A 19,823-nucleotide genomic window follows, 5' to 3' on the forward strand; every position below is an offset into this window, starting at 1 on the left:
ACTCCGAGAACTCGCTGTCGCCGCCGGCCTGCAACCCGAATGGCAGGACGCAGCGGGTCGTCGCCAGACCGTCGCCGACGATGCGCTGCAGGCGATCCTGGATCGTCTCGGCCATCCGTCCGGAAGCGAAAAGCAGATCGCCGAAAGCTTCGCCGCGATCAAAGACCGACACACGCAGCGTGTCCGTTTCCTGTCCGTCGATGTGGGAGACCCGATCCGCCTGACATCGAAGGTATCAGGCAGAGCCGAACTTATGTTCGAAGACGGTACGACGCGCTCCGTCACGGTCGATAACGGCGAGTTGAGTCCGATAAGCAAAAGCGGCTACCACAAGTTTGAAATCAATGGCGAAGTCATCGACATTCTCGTAGCGCCACGCCGCTGCTACACGATCGCCGACGCGCTACCGGACCGCAAAATCTGGGCGCCCGCCGTCCAGATCCCGAGCCTCCGCACCGACGTGCCGAAGGCGTTCGGCGACTTCGTTTCGCTAGCCGATGTCGCCCGAGCCTTCGGCCAGTGCGGCGCGGATGCCCTCGCGATCAGCCCGACGCACGCATTGTTCCCCGCCGACGCCAGCCGATACAGCCCCTACGCACCCTCTAGCCGGCAATTCCTGAACGGCCTCTACGGCGACCCGGCCGCATTCGGTGCAATGTCCGACACCCGCGACCTCCCCGAACTGATCGACTGGCACGCCGCGATCCCCGGAAAGCTCGCTCGACTACGCAAGAGCTTCGACCAAGTGCTTCCACAGATTAAAAGAAACCCTGACAGCGTTCAGGCGGCAAGGCGGCGACGACCTCGAACGCCATGCCGAGTTCGACGCCCTCCACGCGCACTTCTTCGCGGTCACCGGTGCACGCGGCTGGCAGCAATGGCCGGCCGAGTATCACGATCCCGCCAGCCCCGCCGTCCGCCGCTTCGTCGCGCAGCATGCGAACGACGTCACGTTCTACATCTTCCTCCAATGGCTGGCCCGCCGCGACCTCGACGCCGCGCAGACCGCTGCCAGGAAGGCCGGCATGGCGATCGGCCTCATCGCAGATCTCGCCGTCGGCATGGACCCCGGCGGCAGCCACGGCTGGAGCCGACGCAGCGACCTGCTCACTGGCCTCTCGATCGGCGCGCCGCCCGATCCTCTCGGTCCCGACGGGCAAAGCTGGGGCATCACAGGATTCGATCCGCAAGCGCTGCGCGATACTGCCTTCGCTCCCTTCATCGCAACCTTCCGCGCAGCGCTCGCACACGCCGGTGGCATTCGCATCGACCACGCGTTCGGCCTCCGTCGCCTCTGGGTCGTCCCCGAAGGTGCGTCGGCCGCAGAGGGCGCGTATCTCGATATGCCGTTCGACGACCTGATGCGGATCGTCGCGATGGAATCGCAGCGTGCCAAGGCAATCGTCATCGGTGAAGACCTCGGTACCGTCCCCGAGGGGTTCCGCGAGGCGATGGACGCGCGCGCCATGCTCGGTATGCGCGTCCTCTGGTTCGAGCGCGATGCGGGCGGCTTCGTCCCGCCCGCCAAATGGTCACCCGACGCGGTGGCGATGACCGGTACGCACGACCTCGCGACGATCGCAGGCTGGTGGAGCGGCCGCGATATCGACTGGACATGGGACCTTGGACGCAAATCCGAAGCGGCCGACAAATCCGCAGACCTCGCTTCCCGCGCCGAAGACCGCGCGGCGCTCTGGTCCGCGTTCGACACTGGTACCGAACAGCCAACCGCCGAAGACACAGATCCGGTCGTCGACGCAGCGATCGCGCACGTCGCCAGCACGCCTTGCGCGCTCGCCATCATCCCGATCGAGGACCTCGCCGGACTGGTCGAGCAACCCAACCTCCCCGGCACGATCGACGAACATCCCAACTGGCGCCGCCGCATGCCCGACACGACCGAGGCGCTGCTCACCCGCCCCGAGGTCGCCGCCCGCATCGACACGCTTAACGCCACGAGACCCGCATGACCGCCCCCGCTACGCCGCGCGCAACCTACCGCATCCAGTTCCACAAGGACTTCACCTTCGCCGATGCCGAAGCGCTGGTCCCGTATCTCGACGACCTCAGGATCAGCCACCTCTACGCCTCGCCGATCACCACGGCGCGAAGCGGGTCCACGCACGGCTACGACGTGGTCGATCCGACCCGGATCAATCCCGAACTCGGCGGCGAGGACGCCTTCCGCAGCCTGGTTGTAGCCCTCCGTGCGCGAGACATGGGCGTCATCATCGACATCGTCCCGAACCACATGGGCGTCGCCGGTGGTGAGAACGCGTGGTGGAATGATGTCCTAACGCATGGTGAAGCCAGCGAATTCGCGCGCTACTTCGACATCGACTGGCGCGAGAAGCTCGTCCTCCCGATCCTCGGCGATCCGCTCGCCGAAACACTGGCCAACGGCGCGCTGGAGGTCGAGCAGGTCGGCGGCCGCTACGTCCTCGAAGCATACGGCGAACACCGCGTGCCGATCCGCGACGAGGACCAGGCGACCGCAACGACGGACGACATCGCTGCGCTCATCGACCGCCAGCATTACCGTCTCGCGTCGTGGCGCGTCGCGAACGACGAACTTAACTGGCGGCGGTTCTTCACGATCAACGACCTCGCCGGTCTTCGCACCGAGGACCCCATTGTGTTCGAGGCCACGCACGCGCTCTATTTCCGCCTCTACGCCGAGGGCCTTATCGACGGCGTCCGCGTCGATCATGTCGATGGCCTGACGGACCCGGCCGGCTATTGCCAGCAACTCCGGGCGCGCCTCGACGCGATCGAACGTCCCGCCGCTGCGCCGGCTGGGCCTGCCTACATCGTCATCGAGAAGATCCTTGCCGATGGCGAACCGCTCAGCACCGACTGGGGCGTCGACGGTACCAGTGGGTACGATTTCATGGAGCAGGTCACGGCTTTGCTCCACGCCCCCGCCGGCGCTGAACCGCTCGCCGAGCTCTGGGCAAAGACAAGCGGTCGCTCCGCCGACTTCGCGCCTGAGGAACTGCGCGCGCGACAGGAACTGCTCGCATGGCAGTTCGATGCGCAGCACCGCCGCTGCGTAGAGGCGTTCGTGGCGCTGGCCCGCTCGACACCCGACTGCGATGGACTGACGAGGGGCATGCTCCACCGCGCGATCGAGCGGCTGCTCTGGGTCTTCCCGGTGTATCGGACCTATGGAACGGGCGAAGCGGCGCCCCTCGCAGACGCCAAGATCCGTGATACCGTCCGCCAGCGGGTTGCCGAGTTCGTCCCGCCAGGCGAAGGCGCGGTCGTCGACCGAGTCCTGGGTTGGTTGGCAGGCGAGGGGCCAGGCGACGTCGCACTCGCCGCCGAGGCGGTTCGCAAATTCCAGCAACTCTCCGCACCGATCGCCGCCAAGGCGGTCGAGGACACAGCGTTCTATCGCTATGGCCGCCTGCTTTCACGCAACGACGTCGGCTTCGACGCGTCACGGATGTCGCTCGATATCGACGCGTTCCATGCTGCGATGATCGAGCGGGCGCGTGACTGGCCGTCCGCGATGCTCGCTACCGCAACGCATGACCACAAGCGCGGCGAGGACATCCGCGCGCGGCTCGCGGTGCTGAGCGAGATACCCGATCTCTGGCGGGCACGGGTCGAGCATTGGCTCGAACTCGCTGCCCCTCATGCAGAAGGCGTCGATCCCGCCGACACCTATATGCTGCTCCAGACCCTGTTCGGCGCGTGGCCGACGAACCTTCGCGCGTCGGACGCCGACGCTCTTTCGGAGTATGCCAAGCGGATCGTCGCGTGGCAGGAAAAGGCGTTGCGCGAAGCCAAGCTCCGGTCGTCCTGGGAGGCGCCGGACGCGGCGTACGAGACCCGCTGTCACGATCTGGCGCGGGCGCTTCTCGATCCCGAGCGGTGCGCGGACTGGCTCGAAGATATCACGGCATTCGTCGATCGGATCGCGGCTGCCGCGGAGCAGAACAGCCTGGCGCAGGTTGCGTTGCGCTATACCGTGCCGGGCGTGCCGGATCTGTATCAGGGTACGGAGATTGCCGATTTGAGCCTGGTCGATCCGGATAACCGGCGGCCGGTCGATTATGCCGTTCTGCGCGATATACTGCGGGCCGGCGATGCGCCCAAGATGCGGTCGATCAAGCATCTGCTGGACCTTCGACGGACGCATCCCGCGTTGTTTTCGAACGGTAGCTATACGCCGATCGCCATCATCGGGCCGCGCCGCGACCATGTCATGGCTTTTCAGCGCGAGCATGAGGGCGCGACGCTTCGCTGCATCATCGCGTTGCGGTGTGCGAAGCGGTATATCGGCGGGATAAGGGCGGCCGAATGGTGGGGCGATACCGCGTTGTCGTCTGGCGAGCGGATCCCTCGACCTGCTCGGCGAGGATGGCGTGCGCGTCGATCTCATGCCATCGGATCCAGCGCTGGCAGCGTGACCAAGACGGGGCCGGGAAACGATTTCAGAAGGAACAGAACGATGAAGATCAGCGCACGCAACCAGATTTCCGGCACCATCGTCTCGATCACGCCGGGTGCGGTCAACGGTGCGATCAAGGTCGACATCGGCGGCGGCAACGTCGTCACCGCCAACATCACCGAAGAAGCGATCGGCGACCTCGCACTTGCGACCGGCGATACCGTGACCGTCCTGATCAAGGCGAGCGATGTCCTGATCGGCAAGTGATCGCGTACCGGCCGTTCCCGCTTCGATGCGGGAACGGCCAATAGGGGTTACAGCCCGAAGCGCAACGTAGCGCGGAAATCGCGGCCGGCGAGCGGTGCGAAGTCCTTGAGGAAGCTCGTCGCGCGCCGCGCGTTCACGTCGAACAGATTGTTCGCGCTCAACAACAGCGTGGTCTTCGAATCCTTGCCGAACGGGCTGAGGCCGATCGAGGCGTTGACCATCGTGTACTCGTTGGTCTTCGTCTCGAACGCGGCGATGCGGTTCTGGTCGAACACGTGCTCGACCTCGACGCGGCCGTTGATCCGGTCGCCCTGCGCCTCGATCCCGCCGAGCACGCGCATCGGCGGGATGCGCGGGACGGGGCCCTGATCGACGATGTTGGCGTGGACGTAATCACCCAGCACGTCGGCGTTGACTGCATAGCCGCCGATCTGTGCGACCTTTACCGACGCGTCCGCCTCGAACCCGTAATAGCGCGCATCGGCCTGCTGGTATTGGAAGCAGGGCAGGTCGACGGTCCGGCCCGAAGGATCGGCGGCGGCCTGGCAGACCGTCGACGCGACCTGGTTCTCCGAGATGTAGTTCGAGAACCAGTTGTAATAGGCTGACGCGTCGAAGCTGAAGCCGTCGCCATGCGCGTGCAGCGTGCCTTCGAGGCCCCACGACTTTTCAAGCCGGAAGTTCGGATTGCCGAGTTCGTACGCCTGCGTGCCAGCATGCGCGCCGTTCGCGAACAGTTCTTCCGCCGATGGCGCACGCTCGGTGCGCGAGCCGTTCAGGCCGACGCGGATGCTGTCGGTCAGCGCGTAGGATGCGCCGAGTGAGCCGGACACTGAATGATAGCTCTGGCTGCCGCGGAAGAAGCGCAGATCATCCTCGGGTGTCCGCGCGGCGAGGTCGGTGATCTCGTAGCGGACGCCGCCCTCGGCGTGGAACTTGCCGGACTCATATTGCTGGAGCGTGAAGAGGCCGGTCTGGTTGGTCTCGTTCTTTGGCAGGAAGGCCTCGTCGCCGACCACGTTGAAGATGCGGTTGTAGAACTGCACGCCCGAGGCGCCCTGCCAGCCGCCACGGTTCGCCTGGACGACTTCGAGACGACCTTCGAGGCCCTTGTTGTAGAAGGCGGTGCCGACGGAGTTGTCCTCCTCAAGTTCGAAATGGCGATAGCTGGCCTGGCCGGCGCGGACGCGGATCTTGCTGATGAAATCGCCGCCGGTGTCGATCTCGCCGCGCAGGTCGACGCGGTTCTGGACGACGTCGAGACGCGGCGCTTCCTGCTCCTGGCCGGGCTGCGTGGCGTAGCGGATCGGCACGCCGTAGAGGCTGTCGTAATGGCTGTACGAGATGCCGAGGTTGCCGGTGTCGGTGATGATCGACGCGCCGGCACCCGCGGTCCAGGTTTCCGACTGCGTGTTGGGAAGCTTGCCCTTCAACCGGGCGGAGGCGGCGTAGTCGATCGGATCGGCCTCGTTGGGATCGACGGGGAGGGCGGCGGTGGCCTGCGCCTGGGCGCGGGCATCGCGCGAAAGGATGTAGCCACCGGTGCGCAGGTCGCCCGACTTCAGGTACGAGCCGTCCGCGTGGAGCACGAGATGCTGGCCGACCGCGACGTCGCCGGCCATGCCGCCGGAGCGCTCGTTGGCGGCCGAGCCGTAATTGGCGATGCCGTTCACGCGGTAGCCGTTCTCGGGCACCGTGCGCGGGATGCGGGTGTCTATGACGTTGACGACGCCGCCGACGGCCGACGTGCCGTAGAGCAGCGCGCTGGGGCCGCGGAGGATTTCGATGCGCTCGGCGAGCAGCGGGTCGATGATGACGGCGTGGTCGACCGAGGTGTTCGAGACGTCGATCGAGCCGATCCCGTCGGTCAGCACGCGGATACGATCGCCCTGAAAGCCACGGAGGATCGGCCGCGAGGCGCTCGGGCCGAACGACGATGCCGATACGCCGGGCTGGCGCGCGAGAGTCTCGCCGATCGACGGCCGCAACTGGCGCGTGAGTTCCTGGCCGGTGAGGACGGTCGTGCCTTGGAGCACGTCGCGCTCGCTGGTCTGGATCGGTGCGGTGACGATGATGTCGCGCTGGTTGGTCGAACCGACCGACGTAGGTGCGGGGGCAGGGGCCGGAGCATCCGTGGCGACGGTTTGCGCATGCGCCTGCGAGGAGAGGAGCGCAGCCAGGGCGGTGGCGCCGAACAGCATCGTCTTCATGAAATTCCCTTGTGTCGTCCCTGTACGACTCTTCGGGTAGATTTGATGATACATCATATCAAGTGACAATGTTGCCATGAATCCGAATGGCGTAGCGACTGTTACCGCGATGCAACATGGTTTGACGTTTGCCGGGGGATCAGAACATCCGCCGTCAGCCCGACGAAAGTCAGGATCCAGCGCCACGATTGGCGGCGCCCGTTGCTCTGGATCCTGACTTTCGTCAGGATGGGGGAGGATCCGACTCCACACCCCGTCCCATCATCCCGCAACGATCAAATCCTTGATGCGCGTGGCCAAGGCCTCCATCGCGAACGGCTTAGTCATGACGTGCATCCCGGGATCGAGATGGCCGTTGCCGACGACAGCGTTCTCCGCATAGCCGGTGATGAAGAGGGATCTTGAGGTCCGGCCGCCCGATTCGCGCCGCGTCCGCCATCTGCCGGCCGTTCATCCCGCCGGGAAGGCCGACGTCGGTGACCAGCAGATCGATGCGGATGTCGGATTGCAGCAGTTTCAGCCCGGATGCGCCGTCCGCCGCTTCGATCGCTGCATAGCCCAGCTCCTCGAGCACCTCCATCACCAGCATTCGGACGGTCGGTTCGTCGTCGACCACCAGCACAGTCTCGCCGGCGTTCGCACGCGGCGCTTCGGCATGTCCGGCGACGGTCTCGGTATCCTCGGCCTCACCGAAATGCCGAGGGAGGTAGATGCAGACGTTGGTGCCTTCGCCGACCTCGGAGTAAATGCGGACATGTCCACCGGATTGCCGGGCGAAGCCGTAGATCATCGACAGGCCGAGGCCCGTGCCGAGCCCGAGCGGCTTGGTGGTGAAGAACGGATCGAACGCCTTGGCGATCACCTCCGGGGTCATGCCCGTGCCGGTGTCGGACACGCACAGCGATACATATTGCCCGGCATCGAGTTCGCGCTCGCGTGCCGTCCTCGCATCGATCCAGCGATTGGCGGTTTCGATCGTCAGCCGCCCGCCACCCGGCATCGCATCGCGCGCGTTGATGCACAGGTTGAGCAGCGCGTTCTCCAACTGGTGGGGATCGACCAGGGTCGCCCAGAGCCCGACCGAGGCGACGACCTCAACCGCGACTTCGGGACCGACGGTGCGCCGTACCATATCCTCGATCCCCCCGACCAACCGGTTGACGTCGGTCGGCTTGGGATCGAGCGTCTGTCGCCGCGAAAAGGCGAGCAACCGGTGGGTCAGCGCCGCCGCACGCTTTGCAGCACCCTGCGCGGCCAGCGAATAGCGCTCTACGTCGTTCAGTCGGCCTTGCGCGATCCGGATGCCAAGTAGTTCCAAGCTGCCGGTAATACCGGTCAGCAAATTGTTGAAATCATGCGCGATCCCGCCGGTGAGTTGGCCAACCGCTTCCATCTTCTGGCTCTGTCGCAGCGCTTCCTCGGCGACCATGAGTTCGCGTGTCCGAGTCGCAACCTGATCCTCCAGTGTCTCGTTCCAGCGGGCGAGTTCGGCGGTCTGGCGGCGGCTGTCGTCGATGTCGGTGTTGGTCCCGACCCAGCGAAGAATCGTGCCGTCGGGCGCGCGAACCGCGTCGGCACGGACCAGGAACCAGCGATAGTCGCCATCCTTGCTCCGTGCCCTATACTCGACGCTGTACCGCTCACCGGTTGCAAGGGAATGCCGCCAAGCTTCTGAAGCAGCTGGGTAATCGTCGGGGTGGACGAGGTCCCTCCAAGTGCCGATACCGTCGAGCGCACCGGGTTCGAGGCCGTTATAGTCATAGACCTGGCAGTTGAACCAATAGAGGTGCCCGTCAGGCCTGGCCGCCCAGATCTGGTTCGGCACGGCTTCGGCGAAGACCCGGAACTGTTCCTCGCTTTCGCGCCGCGCGGTCTCCGCGCGCAACCGTTCGGTAGCGGCACGGACTCGCTCGGCGACTTCACGCATAAGCAGGAGGTCGCCGTCGCTCCAGACTCGCGCGATGCCATGATTGGCGTAGAGCAACGCGACGAAATCATCCTGTTCGACCAGCGGCATGTTGATGAAAGACCATGCGTCGATCGCCTTCAAGACATCGGCGGTGTCGCGCGTCCGGTCGTCCTTGTCGACATCGGCGATCGCCACCGTTCGTCCGGCCTTCAGGTCCTCGATGTATGTTCCGTGCGCCCGGAAATGCAGCGTGCCGGCGAGCGTCGTCACGCCTTCCGCATTCCAGTCGCGCTTGACCGTGATCGTCTCGTTCACCTTGTCGATGGTGCCATAGCCTACCCGGCTGACCTGCAAGGCGCGGCCCAGGATCGCGGAGGCGGCATAGGCGATATCGTCGGGGTCGGTCAGGTCGCGGATCGCGTCGCTCAACTCGAGCAGCGCGCGCTGTCGCAACTCGGCCTGCTTGCGCTCGGTGATGTCGAAGCTGATGCCGGGGAAGCGGAGCGGCGTACCATCGGCGGCCAAGCGACAGCGACCTTGCGCGGTCACCCAATGGATTGCGCCGTCGGGCTGTACGAGACGGTATTCCGCATTGAAATCGCCTCCAGTCCGTAAGGCCGTGTCGATTGCGGACTGCGCGGCTTGCACATCGTCGGGATGGATGTTGCCGAAGAAACGCTCGATCGGTGCACCGGCGCGTCCAAGCTCGGGGAGACGCCGTACAACGTCGAGAACCGCTCGTCCGCGGTGACGCGGTCGTTCGGAACGTCCCAGTCCCATGTGCCGATGCCATTGCCAGCAGCCAGCGCCTGGCCGAGCCGTTCCTCGCTGGCTTGCGCCGCGGTGAGGATGCTGCGGCGCTCGGAGATATCGGTGAACAATACCGCGACCTGCCGGGCTTCGGGGTTGCCGACGCGGAAGGCGTGGACGTCGAACCACCGTCCCATCTGCTCCGAGCCATGATCGAACCGTGCGGATTGGCCGGTCGACGCCACGCGGCCATAGGTCTCGAACCAGAAGGCTTCGAGATCGGGGACCAGTTCACTCGCGGTCCTGCCGACCGGATCGACCAGCCCGGTCTGGCTCTCGAACCGCGGATTGACCTCGATAAAGCGGTAGTCGACCGAGCGTTCGCCGTCGAACAGCAGGTCTATGATGCAGAAACCGGCGTCGATCGCGTCGACCAAGGCGCGGTATCGGTCCTCGCTCGCATGCGACGAGATTGGGGTATCGGTAGTCGGGGCCGTCGGTCGCTGCATCGTATCTCAGGGGTCGGAGGACGCGACCTCATAATCCGAGGCCTGCGGCCTAACGCGCCAATTTGAAAACCGATCCCGGTTGGGGCGCTGGTTCAAGCTCCCCGGGTGCGTGCCGCGGCCACCGGCAGCAGCCGCGCGAGCCGATCCGCCCACGCCGCGCACCCTTCCGTCGAGCCCAGCAAGTCCTGCCGGATCTCGATCTCGGCATAGGGGCGGGCGGGGTAGGCGTGGCGCGGAATGGTGTAGTCGATCTGGTCCATGCGGTAAGGTTCGTTGTCCCCGACGGTCAGGTCGGCCTCTTCGCGCAGGACGTCGAGCAGGGCGTGGGCGAACCCGGTATCGCCGCCGTCATGCAGGATGCCGATCTGCCACGGCCGGTCGACACCACGCATCGACGGCGTGAAGCTGTGCAGCGCCACGAGTGTCGTCGTGATCCCCAGCGCATCGCGGCGCGCAAGTTCGGCCGCGATCGCCGCCTGATAGGGCTCGTGGATCTGAGCGAACCGCGCCGCGACGTCGGCGCCCGATAGCGCCTGGTTGCCGGGCACCATGGTCCCGTCGCTGACGGCGGCGATCGCATCGGGCTGCTCTGCGCTCCGGTTGCAATCGATCACCAGCCGCGAATAGGTCTGGCGCAGGAAGACGGCGTCGAGCCGCTCGGCCAACATCTGGCCAAGCTCGGCGATGCCGATGTCCCAACCGATGTGCCGCGAGAGTTCGGCATCGCTCAATCCCAGCAGGCCGAGCGCCGCCGGCACGGCTTTCCCCGCATGATCGCCGATCAGCAGGAACGATGACGCGCCTTTGGGGTTGACCAATGTGACCGGTGCGGCATCTTCGGTCCCAAGCAGCGATTGGCTGATAGCGGTCTTCATGCGACACGGATCCTCGATGCCATCTCTAACTCTCTCTCATGTAACCCGATACTCCTACCGCCATCCGGTAGCGTTTGGCGAGCATCGGATCATGGTTCGCCCGCGTGAGAGTTTCGACCAGCATCTGATCGATGCGCAGCTGACGATCAGTCCCGAGCCCTCGGATGTCCGCTGGCTGCAGGACGTGTTCGGCAATTCGGTTGCGATCGCGACGTTCGACAAGCGCGCGAAGGAGCTCGTCTTCGACAGCCGCGTGCAGTTGCTGCACACGCCAGCCGAACTGCAGAACGTCGATATCGAGCGGTATGCGCGGCTGTATCCGTTCACCTATTCGTCGGAGGAGATGCCCGACCTGCTTCGTTCGATCGAGCGCCAGCATCACGATCCGCTGCGCCAGATCGACAGCTGGGCACGGCGCTTCGTGCGGACCGACGGGCCGACCGATACGCTGGCGATGCTGTCGGACATGACCGCGACGATCCGGCGCGAGTTCACGTATGTCCCGCGACCGGAAAAGGGCACGCAGTCGCCGATCGAGACGCTCGCGACGCGCAAGGGGACGTGTCGCGATTACGCCGTGCTGATGATCGAGGCGGTCCGCGCGCTCGGCTTCGCGGCGCGGTTCATCTCGGGCTATGTCTACAACCCCAGCGCGCGTGAGCAGCGGACCGGCGGCGGCAACACGCATGCGTGGGTCCGCGTGTACCTGCCGGGATCGGGCTGGGTCGAGTTCGATCCGACCAATGGCATCGTCGGCAACCGAGGGCTCGTCCGTGTCGCGGTCGCGCGCGATATCTACCAGGCCGTGCCGATCTCCGGCACCTGGAGCGGCTTTCCCGGCAGCTTCCTCGACATGACCGTGTCGGTGGACATCACGCTCGATGATGCCGACGCGGCGGGGCAACACTTGGCACAAACTTTAAAACAGGCGTGAAAAGGGGCTCTTCCATGCTGATCCGGACTGGCTACGACATAGTTTTCGAGACCGAGGTCGCGACGCCGATGATGGCGATGCTGAGCCTGCACCCGTCCCGCAACAAGGATCTCGTGACGCCGCACCGGATCGTCGCGACCCCCGACGTGCCGACCTACGACTATCTCGACGCGTTCGGGAACGTCTGCACGCGCGTCACCGTACCCAAGGGCGGCCTGACGCTGTCGTGCGACTTCACGATCGAGGATAGTGGAGAGCCCGATCCGATCACGCCGGACGCCGTCCAGCACGCAGTCGAGGATCTGCCCGACGACGTCCTGATCTACCTGCTCGGCAGCCGCTATTGCGAGACCGACCGGCTGACCGAGACCGCCTGGTCGCTGTTCGGGCATGTCCCGTCCGGCTGGCAGCGGGTTCAGGCGATCGTCGATTTCGTCCATGATCATGTCGAGTTCGGCTATCACTATGCCCGCCCGACGAAGACCGCTTGGGACGTTCATCAGGAGCGCCAGGGCGTGTGTCGCGACTTCGCCCACCTGGCGATCACGCTGTGCCGGTGCATGAACATCCCCGCGCGCTATTGCACCGGGTATCTCGGCGATATCGGCATCCCGCCGGTCGACGCGCCGATGGACTTTTCGGCATGGTTCGACGTGTATCTGGGCGGCACGTGGCACACCTTCGACGCGCGCCACAACCGCCCGCGGATCGGTCGTATCCTGATGGCGCGGGGCCGCGATGCGACCGACACCGCGCTCACGACGACGTTCGGCCGGGCGCAGTTGGTCCGGTTCGACGTGCATACCGACGAAGTCTTTGCCGACGACCAGCCGGGCGGGTAAAAGCGCAGCCGAAGCGGCGGCCGCGAAAACTTAACCCTTGTGGGTAAGGTCGCGTTCGGCCTAACGGCACCGATCCTCAAACTTATGCTGCGATGCACAACATGACTTCGACCCCAGACACCTCCGCGCCGAACAACGCGAACGCGCTGCTTCTCCAGGCGATCGCGTTGCGCAAGTGCATCACCGCGACCTACAACCGGATGGTTTGCACGCTTGCGCCGCACATCCTCTACACCAAGCATGACGATGTGTTCGTCGATGCGGTGACGCTCGAGCGCGACGGCCAGCCGCCCAAGGAGATCAAGCTCGGGACTTTCAAGCTTGCAGGGCTGAAGGACATCGAGGTGACCGATCGTCCGTTCGTACCCGACGCGATCTTCAACCCCGGCGACATCAAGTACGACCGCGTTACGCTGTTCGTCGTGGATCGCAGCTGACCCTAAAATCCTCCTCCGCCCGGGGGAGGTGTCGCCGAAGGTGACGGAGGGGGGGAGGTAAGCGCAACAGGTGTTTCGCTTACCTCCCCCTCCGTCTGGCAACAGCCAGCCACCTCCCCCTGGCGGGGGAGGATCAGACAGCCCCTCAGACCGCCGGCGGCAACCACGCGGTCTCGATCTCGCCGTAGCGGTCGGTAAACCCGGTCGCGGCGACCAGCGCCGCTTCGTCGACGATCCGGACCCGCCGCCCGTTCCGCTCGATCACCCCCCGCCTTCTCCAGCGCCCGGATCGTCCGGTTCACATGCACCTTGGTCAGCCCGGAGCGCATCGCCGATGTCGGTCTGCGTCAGCGGCAGGTCGAAGGAATCGACGATCCCGCCCGCCGTCACGCGCAGCCGCGCCATGATGTCGAGTAACAGCGTCGACAGCCGCTCGCTCGCCCCCATCCGCCCAATCGTCGTGAGCCGGTCGCTCATCGCGACGTTCTCGGCTGCGGCGATCGCATAGAGCAGCCCGGCGATGCGCGGTTGCGCGCGGAAGAGCAGCCCGAGTTCGGTCTTCGGCAAATCGATCACGATGCAGTCCGAGATCGCGGTCAGCGTCGCCGCTGCCTGCGACCACGCCATGCTCGACGTTCCGATCAGGTCGCCCGCGTAATGAAACCGCAGAATCTGGCGCCCGCCGGTGACCAGCTTAGTCGACGAGTGCAGCCACCCCTGTCGCACGACATACAACGCATGGCTTTCGCCACCTTCCGCGACCAGCACGTCACCCGCACGCAACCGCCGCTCGCCGCGTTCGGCGTGCAAGATCGCCTCGCGTTCGGCGTCGGTGAGATCGAGATGCCGCCTCAGTCGTGCGATCAAACCGCTCAGTTGCATGCTTTACCCTTTTCCTTGCGCGCGGCTATTGCCGTCTCGCCGCCAAATTATCGTACCGCGCGTCGTGGATCGCGCGATCCTTCGTAAGTCTATCGATGACGATGCAACGCCGTCATTGCGATCGTCCTAACGCGCTTTCCACTAGCGGCGCAACGCGGGCGGTGATCCGGTCGACGCCGGTCCGGTTGGGATGAACGTGATCCGGCTGCATCAGTGCGGTGTTGCCTATGACGCCATCCAGGATGAACGGGTACAGCGTCGCATGATAGGTCTTGGCCAGGTCGGTCCATATCCCATTGAATTGTGATGAATACTCCGGACCCAGATTGGGTGGCGCCATCATGCCGGTCAGCATCACCGTTATGCCGCGACGCTTCGCCTCGTCCATCATCGCCGTCATGTTGGCGCGCGTTTCGTCCGGCGAAATCTGGCGAAGAACATCGTTGCCGCCGAGCCCCAGCAGGATGAGGTCGGGTTTCCGCTTCATGTTGTCGAGCGCGAACGCGAACCGCTGCCGTCCCGCCGCGCTGGTATCACCCGAGACGCCAGCATTGACGATCGTCGCGTTGATCCCGTCCTTGCGCAATCGGTTCTGCAAGGCATCGGGCAGGCTCTGGCCACGGTCGAGGCCGTAGCCGGCATACAGGCTGTCCCCGAAGGCTAGGATGAGGCGCTCGGGACCCTGCGGGGATGGGGTTGCAACAACTGGCGCGACCACGTTCGTCGCAGGCGGCGGGGCAGGGACGTCAGGTGTCCGATCGCAGCCGGCCAGCAACCCCGCTTGGAGAAGCGCCAGTCCGCCCCCATAAAGAGGCCAGAATCGCATCTGTTTCTCCAAGATATTGGTCTCCATGTCCGAACCCGCCTCCGCCGATATGGTGATCTCGGCGCGCGATGTCACGCTGACACTCGGCGCCTCGACTGCCGCGACGACGATCCTCAAGGGCATCGATCTCGACATCGCGCAGGGCACCAGCGTCGCACTGCTCGGGCCATCCGGGTCGGGTAAGTCGTCGCTGATGGCGGTGCTGTCCGGCCTGGAGCGGGCGACTAGCGGCCGGGTTCAGGTGGCGGGGCTCGATTTCGGCAAGCTCGACGAGGATGCCTTGGCGCGCGCGCGGCGTGGACGCATCGGCATCGTCCTCCAGGCTTTCCACCTGCTGCCGACGATGACTGCCCTTGAGAACGTCGCCGTGCCGATGGAACTGGCCGGGATGCTTGACGCGTTCGAGCGCGCGGAAGTGGAACTCGCCGCGGTCGGCCTGTCGCACCGGATCGGCCATTATCCCACGCAGCTTTCCGGCGGCGAGCAGCAGCGCGTGGCGATCGCCCGTGCGCTCGGCCCGCGGCCGGCGCTGGTCTTCGGCGACGAACCGACCGGCAACTTGGACGCCGCCACCGGTGCCTCGGTCATGGACCTGTTGTTCGACCGCCGCGCCGCGACCGGCGCGACGCTGATCATCATCACCCATGACCCCGTGCTCGCCGCGCGCTGCGATCGCATCGTCGAACTCGCCGACGGCCGGATCGCCGCGGATCGCTGGCGATGAGCGAATGGCGGCTGGCGTGGCGGCTTGCCCGTCGCGAACTCGATCTTCGGTTTCGCGGGCTGCGGCTTCTGCTCGCCTGCCTGTTCCTGGGCGTCGGCGCGCTGGCGGCGATCGGCAGCCTGACGCAATCGATCGACGGCGAGCTTGCGGCCCGCGGCAGCGCGATCCTCGGCGGCGATATCGAGTTCGGCACGTCGCAGCGCGCCGCCACGCCGGACGAGCGCGCCGCGATGGCGCGGTTCGGCACGGTGTCAGAGACCGTGCGGATGCAGGCGACCGCGATCCGGGGAACCAACAGCGTGCCGGTCCAACTCAAGGGCGTCGATGCGGTCTACCCACTCTACGGCACGCTGGACGTACAAGGTGGATCGGTCGCGAAGGTCGACGATCCCAACGCAATCTGGATCGTACCGGCCTTGGCGCAGAGGCTTGGCGTCGGCCGCGGCGCGCGCGTACGGCTCGGGATCGCCGATTTTACCGTCGCGGGCGTGATCGCGAATGAACCGGACCGGCTCGGCGAGGGCTTCACGCTCGGCCCTGTCGCGATCGTCTCGATGGCGGGCATCGCGCGCACCGGTCTGGTCCAGCCCGGCAGCCTGTACGAGACCAAATATCGGGTGCGCCTTTCGCCCAACGCTTCGCCGACGACCGCGGTCGATCGGTTCAAGGCGGCATTCCCGACCGGCGGCTGGGAAACCAAGACGCGCGACCGTGCCGCGCCTGGTGCCGAACGCTTCGTCGACCGCATGGGGCAGTTCCTGCTGCTGGTCGGGCTGTCCGCGCTGGTCATCGCCGGCATCGGCGTCGGCAACGGCGTGTCCTCCTATCTCGCCGCCCGCCGGAGCAGCATCGCGGCCTTGAAGGTGCTCGGTGCGACATCCGGCCTGATCGCGAAGATCTACCTTCTTGAAGTGGCGGTCGTGGCGGCGATGGGGATCGTGCTTGGACTCACCGCGGGCGCTTTGACTGTCCCGCTTATCATCTGGCTCGCGGGCGATGTCCTGCCAGTCGCGCCGCAATTCTCGCTTCAGTTCGCGCCGCTCGCGCTCGCCGCCGCATACGGCATGCTGATCGCGCTAGCCTTCACCGCGCCGCCCCTGATCGAGGCGGGCAGCATTCCCGCGGCGGGCCTGTTGCGCGGCGTGTTCGGCAATCGGTCCGTGCCGCTGCGCCGAACCTTGCCCTGGGTCCTCGGTGCAGGCGCCGCGATCGTCGCACTTGCGCTGTCGACCGCGGACCAGCCCGGTCTCAGCGCAGGCTTCCTCGCGGCGGTGGCCGGCATGTTGCTGATGCTGGCGGGGTTCGGCTGGGCCGTACGCCGGATCGCCGCAGCGCTACCCCGCTCGCGCAAGCCGCTGCTTCGCCTCGCCATCGCCGGACTCCACCGCCCCGGTGCGCGCACCGGCACTTTGGTGGTCGCGCTAGGTCTCGGCTTGACCCTGTTCGTCCTCCTCGCGGGCATCCGCACCAGTATCGACGCGAACATTGCGCTCACCGTACCAAAGCGCGCGCCGGCGTTGTTCGCCTTGGACGTTCCGCCCGGCAGCGAGGCGGAGTTCCGGCGGACCATCGAAGGCGTAGCGACCCACCCGGTCATCCGCACCGTGCCGGCGATGCGCGGTACGATCACCGGCTACGGAACGACGCGCGTTGCCGATCTCAAGACGCTGCCCGACGGCGCATGGGCGTTGCGCGGCGAACGCGGGCTTACCTACGCTGCGGCCTTGCCCGAGGGCAGCGAACTCACCGCCGGCCGGTGGTGGCCGCGTGACTATACGGGTCAGCCGCTGGTCTCGATCGACGAGCGACTGGCCAAGGTACTCGACCTCAAGATCGGCGATCCGCTGACCTACACCTTGCTGGGCGTTGAGCGGACCGCGCACATCGCCTCGTTCCGCCGGATCAGTTGGGATACGCTCGGCTTCAATTTCGTCATGGTGTTCTCGCCCAACGCGATCGAGGACGCGCCGCATAATCTTGCCGCGACGATCGAGCTCGCACCGGGGCAGGAAGCGCAAGTCATGCGCGCGCTGCTGCCGCGCTTCCCGTCGGTTTCGGTGATCGAGGTTCGCGGCGTGCTGGGGCAGGTCCGCGACATCGTGTCGCAGATGGCGACGGCGATCACCGCGGCAGCGTCGGTAGCGATCCTTGCCGGGATCGCGGTGTTGATCGGCGCGATCGCCGCGGCGCGTGAGGCGCGCACATACGATAGCGTGATCCTGCGTACACTCGGGGCGACACGGCGGCAGGTGCTCGCGGTGCAGGCGCTCGAATATGCGTTCCTCAGTATCGTGCTGTCGGTACTCGCGTTGCTGCTCGGGCTCGGTGGTGCCTGGTATGTCGTGACGCAACTCTTCAGTTTCGAGTGGCGTCCGGATTACGCGACCGTCTTGGCGACGTTGCTGGGCGGGGCGGGGCTGACGATGGTGATCGGGTTGATCGGTGCGTGGCCCATTCTCGGCGCGCGGCCGGCACAGGCGTTGCGGCAACTCTGAGGGTCCGTTTACGTCCGTGCGGCGTTGGGCCGCAATACACCGAAGGGGGGCAAGACGCTGAGCACGCACGAAACACCATCCGAGCATCATGCCACCAGCCCCTGGTCGATGTCGGCACGCGAATGGTGGAAGGTCCTGAAGCGTACCTGGGCCGAAGGGAACGACGACAATATCGGCCTGATCGCGGCGGGTACGGCGTTCTACGGGTTTGCCGCGATCGTCCCGCTGCTGGCGTCCGTCGTGCTGATCTACGGCCTGGTCGCAGACACCGCGACGGTCGTCGCGAACATCCGCGCATTGTTCAACGTGTTGCCTGACGACGCCGCCCGCGTGATCGGCGACCAACTCGCGACCGTCGTCAACACGTCGGAGGGCAAAAAAGGGGTTCGGCCTCGTCATCGCACTTGGCATCGCCCTGTACGGCGGCACGAAGGGCGCATCGTCGATCGTCACCGCGCTCAACATCGCCTATGAAGAAAAGGAAACGCGCGGGTTCATAACGCTGAACCTGCTCGCCTTCGCGATAACCGGCGGTGCGGTGATGCTGGCGTTGGTCGCCGCCCTTTCGACTGCGGCGTTCGCGCTGCTAGATAGCCTGATACCAGGCGCGCCGGAGATCCTGCTCCTGGCGATCCGCCTCGTCAGCTACGGCGTGCTTGCCTCGCTGGGCGTGACGGCGGCGGCCTGCTTGTATCGGTTCGGCCCCAATCGTCACAAAGCCAAATGGACGTGGCTGACCCCTGGATCGCTGGCCGCGACCGTCATCTGGCTGGGGGCGACGATAGGCTTCGGCGTCTACGTGTCGCGCTTCGGAAATTACGGCGCAACCTATGGTTCGCTGAGCGCGGTCATCGTGCTGCTGACGTGGCTGTGGCTCTCCGCCTATGTCTTCCTGCTCGGCGCAGAGCTCAATTCGGAACTGGAGCACCAGACCACGAGAGACACGACTACCGGTGGGGCTACACCAATGGGAACGCGAGGCGCTACCATCGCTGATACGGTTGCGACAGACGTCGCTGCGAAGGCGATCGTTTTTCCCGAGGAGCCGGACAGGGTAGGGGTCTTGGCCGTAGCCCATTTGAGTGGCGTGCATGCAGGCTTGCCCGCGTCGCTTCTGGCGCTGGGCGGTCTGCGGTCGATCCGTCGTGGTTCGCCAGTCGCTGGCCTTGGCATGATCGCGATCGGCGCAGCGCTGGCACACAGGAAGCGTAACCCATCGAGCAAAGCAACGACGAAGGTGCGAGCGAAGGCCTGATGACATACGCGCAGTCGACCAAGCTGTTCTTCGACGGCGGGTGCCGGCCAAACCCCGGTTCGATCGAATGTGCTGTCGTCCGCAAGGGCGTTACCCACTACCGGCACGATCTGGGTGAGGGCACAAACAGCGACGCCGAATGGCTAGCCGCGATCCATGCGTTGGAGATCGCTCAACTAGAAGGCGATCGCGACATCACGCTGCTAGGCGATTCTACCCTGGTCGTGACCCAAGCCAGCGGTAAGGCGCGGTGCCGTTCGGCAGACTTGGAAGTGCACCGTAGTAGGTTCGCGGCACTGGCCGAACGTTTTGACCGCGTCCGTATCCGGCATATCGGTCGAGCCCAGAACGTTGCCGGCATTGCGCTCGCCCGGCTGCATCCTCGCTAAGGCCGACGGAGGGCTGGCTAAAGCGCGCGACACTGGCTTTTCCGAAAACTGACCTCAAACTGTAAAAAAAGCGTTTGACGGTATCGGGAGGTGGCCCTAGAGGGATGTCACCGCAGCGGA

Annotated in this window: 14 protein-coding genes and 3 pseudogenes; 10 read left to right on the top strand and 7 right to left on the bottom strand. The window is 65.6% G+C overall.

Features of this window, described 5'->3' with window-relative positions:
- Positions 1 to 253: 253 nt before the first annotated feature.
- Both malQ and treY read left to right on the top strand, forming a co-directional pair.
- Positions 254 to 1,970 (top strand): annotated as a pseudogene (gene malQ, locus NHF48_RS21995) (4-alpha-glucanotransferase).
- The gene (gene treY / locus NHF48_RS22000; RefSeq protein ID WP_253072298.1) at positions 1,967 to 4,666 is read left to right on the top strand and encodes a malto-oligosyltrehalose synthase; all 2,700 of its coding nucleotides are present in this window, start codon (positions 1,967 to 1,969) and stop codon (positions 4,664 to 4,666) included. The pseudogene malQ and the gene treY overlap by 4 nt, the downstream one beginning before the upstream one ends.
- Positions 4,667 to 4,713: 47 nt before the next feature.
- Here the strand turns inward: treY and NHF48_RS22005 are convergent, their stop codons facing one another.
- The 5 genes and pseudogenes from NHF48_RS22005 to NHF48_RS22020 all read right to left on the bottom strand — a co-directional run bounded on the left by NHF48_RS22005 (position 4,714) and on the right by NHF48_RS22020 (position 10,919).
- Entirely contained in the window at positions 4,714 to 6,876 is a 2,163-nt protein-coding gene (locus NHF48_RS22005) for a TonB-dependent receptor (protein ID WP_253072299.1), read from the bottom strand.
- Positions 6,877 to 7,137: 261 nt separating this feature from the next.
- Positions 7,138 to 8,779, bottom strand: a pseudogene (locus tag NHF48_RS22010) (PAS domain-containing protein); the annotation flags it as partial.
- Between the two features lie 57 nt (positions 8,780 to 8,836).
- Positions 8,837 to 9,433: pseudogene (locus NHF48_RS25555) on the bottom strand (PAS domain-containing protein); the annotation flags it as partial.
- On the bottom strand, positions 9,331 to 10,044 hold the full coding sequence (locus tag NHF48_RS22015; RefSeq protein ID WP_253072300.1) for a PAS domain-containing protein: 714 nt from the start codon (positions 10,042 to 10,044) through the stop codon (positions 9,331 to 9,333). The gene NHF48_RS22015 and the pseudogene NHF48_RS25555, both read right to left, overlap by 103 nt.
- A 92-nt stretch (positions 10,045 to 10,136) precedes the next feature.
- A complete protein-coding gene (locus NHF48_RS22020; protein WP_253072301.1) occupies positions 10,137 to 10,919 on the bottom strand; it encodes an N-formylglutamate amidohydrolase in 783 nt (260 codons plus the stop codon).
- A gap of 16 nt (positions 10,920 to 10,935) precedes the next feature.
- Here NHF48_RS22020 and NHF48_RS22025 point away from each other — a divergent pair, with 16 nt between their 5' ends.
- From NHF48_RS22025 to NHF48_RS22035, 3 genes are all read left to right on the top strand, one after another.
- The gene (locus NHF48_RS22025; protein WP_253072302.1) at positions 10,936 to 11,853 is read left to right on the top strand and encodes a transglutaminase family protein; all 918 of its coding nucleotides are present in this window, start codon (positions 10,936 to 10,938) and stop codon (positions 11,851 to 11,853) included.
- Positions 11,854 to 11,867: 14 nt separating this feature from the next.
- Positions 11,868 to 12,695 carry a transglutaminase-like domain-containing protein gene (locus NHF48_RS22030; protein ID WP_253072303.1) on the top strand — a complete coding sequence of 276 codons (828 nt, stop codon included), beginning with the start codon at positions 11,868 to 11,870 and terminating at the stop codon, positions 12,693 to 12,695.
- 101 nt (positions 12,696 to 12,796) lie between these two features.
- On the top strand, positions 12,797 to 13,132 hold the full coding sequence (locus NHF48_RS22035; protein WP_056063484.1) for a hypothetical protein: 336 nt from the start codon (positions 12,797 to 12,799) through the stop codon (positions 13,130 to 13,132).
- A 261-nt stretch (positions 13,133 to 13,393) separates the two neighbouring features.
- Here the strand turns inward: NHF48_RS22035 and NHF48_RS22040 are convergent, their stop codons facing one another.
- Complete coding sequence (locus tag NHF48_RS22040) at positions 13,394 to 14,014, bottom strand: Crp/Fnr family transcriptional regulator (protein WP_253072304.1); 621 nt, start codon at positions 14,012 to 14,014, stop codon at positions 13,394 to 13,396.
- A gap of 112 nt (positions 14,015 to 14,126) precedes the next feature.
- Positions 14,127 to 14,840, bottom strand: coding sequence for an arylesterase (locus NHF48_RS22045; protein ID WP_253072305.1), 714 nt, complete (start codon positions 14,838 to 14,840; stop codon positions 14,127 to 14,129).
- 25 nt (positions 14,841 to 14,865) lie between these two features.
- On the opposite strand from NHF48_RS22045, the gene NHF48_RS22050 reads away from it, so the two are divergent.
- From NHF48_RS22050 to NHF48_RS22070, 5 genes are read left to right on the top strand one after another with little or no spacing between them, the layout of a single operon-like run.
- Complete coding sequence (locus NHF48_RS22050) at positions 14,866 to 15,564, top strand: ABC transporter ATP-binding protein (RefSeq protein ID WP_253072306.1); 699 nt, start codon at positions 14,866 to 14,868, stop codon at positions 15,562 to 15,564.
- Complete coding sequence (locus NHF48_RS22055) at positions 15,561 to 18,059, top strand: ABC transporter permease (RefSeq protein WP_253072307.1); 2,499 nt, start codon at positions 15,561 to 15,563, stop codon at positions 18,057 to 18,059. Before NHF48_RS22050 ends, NHF48_RS22055 begins: the two co-directional genes overlap by 4 nt.
- A 24-nt stretch (positions 18,060 to 18,083) precedes the next feature.
- A complete protein-coding gene (locus NHF48_RS22060; RefSeq protein ID WP_253072308.1) occupies positions 18,084 to 18,533 on the top strand; it encodes a YihY/virulence factor BrkB family protein in 450 nt (149 codons plus the stop codon).
- Positions 18,505 to 19,314: a YihY/virulence factor BrkB family protein gene (locus NHF48_RS22065; protein ID WP_253072517.1), complete on the top strand. Its 810-nt coding sequence runs from the start codon at positions 18,505 to 18,507 to the stop codon at positions 19,312 to 19,314. Before NHF48_RS22060 ends, NHF48_RS22065 begins: the two co-directional genes overlap by 29 nt.
- Complete coding sequence (locus tag NHF48_RS22070) at positions 19,314 to 19,703, top strand: reverse transcriptase-like protein (RefSeq protein WP_253072309.1); 390 nt, start codon at positions 19,314 to 19,316, stop codon at positions 19,701 to 19,703. Before NHF48_RS22065 ends, NHF48_RS22070 begins: the two co-directional genes overlap by 1 nt.
- Positions 19,704 to 19,823 lie beyond the last annotated feature (120 nt).

Source organism: Sphingomonas sp. H160509, from assembly GCF_024124765.2.
Lineage (GTDB): Bacteria > Pseudomonadota > Alphaproteobacteria > Sphingomonadales > Sphingomonadaceae > Sphingomonas.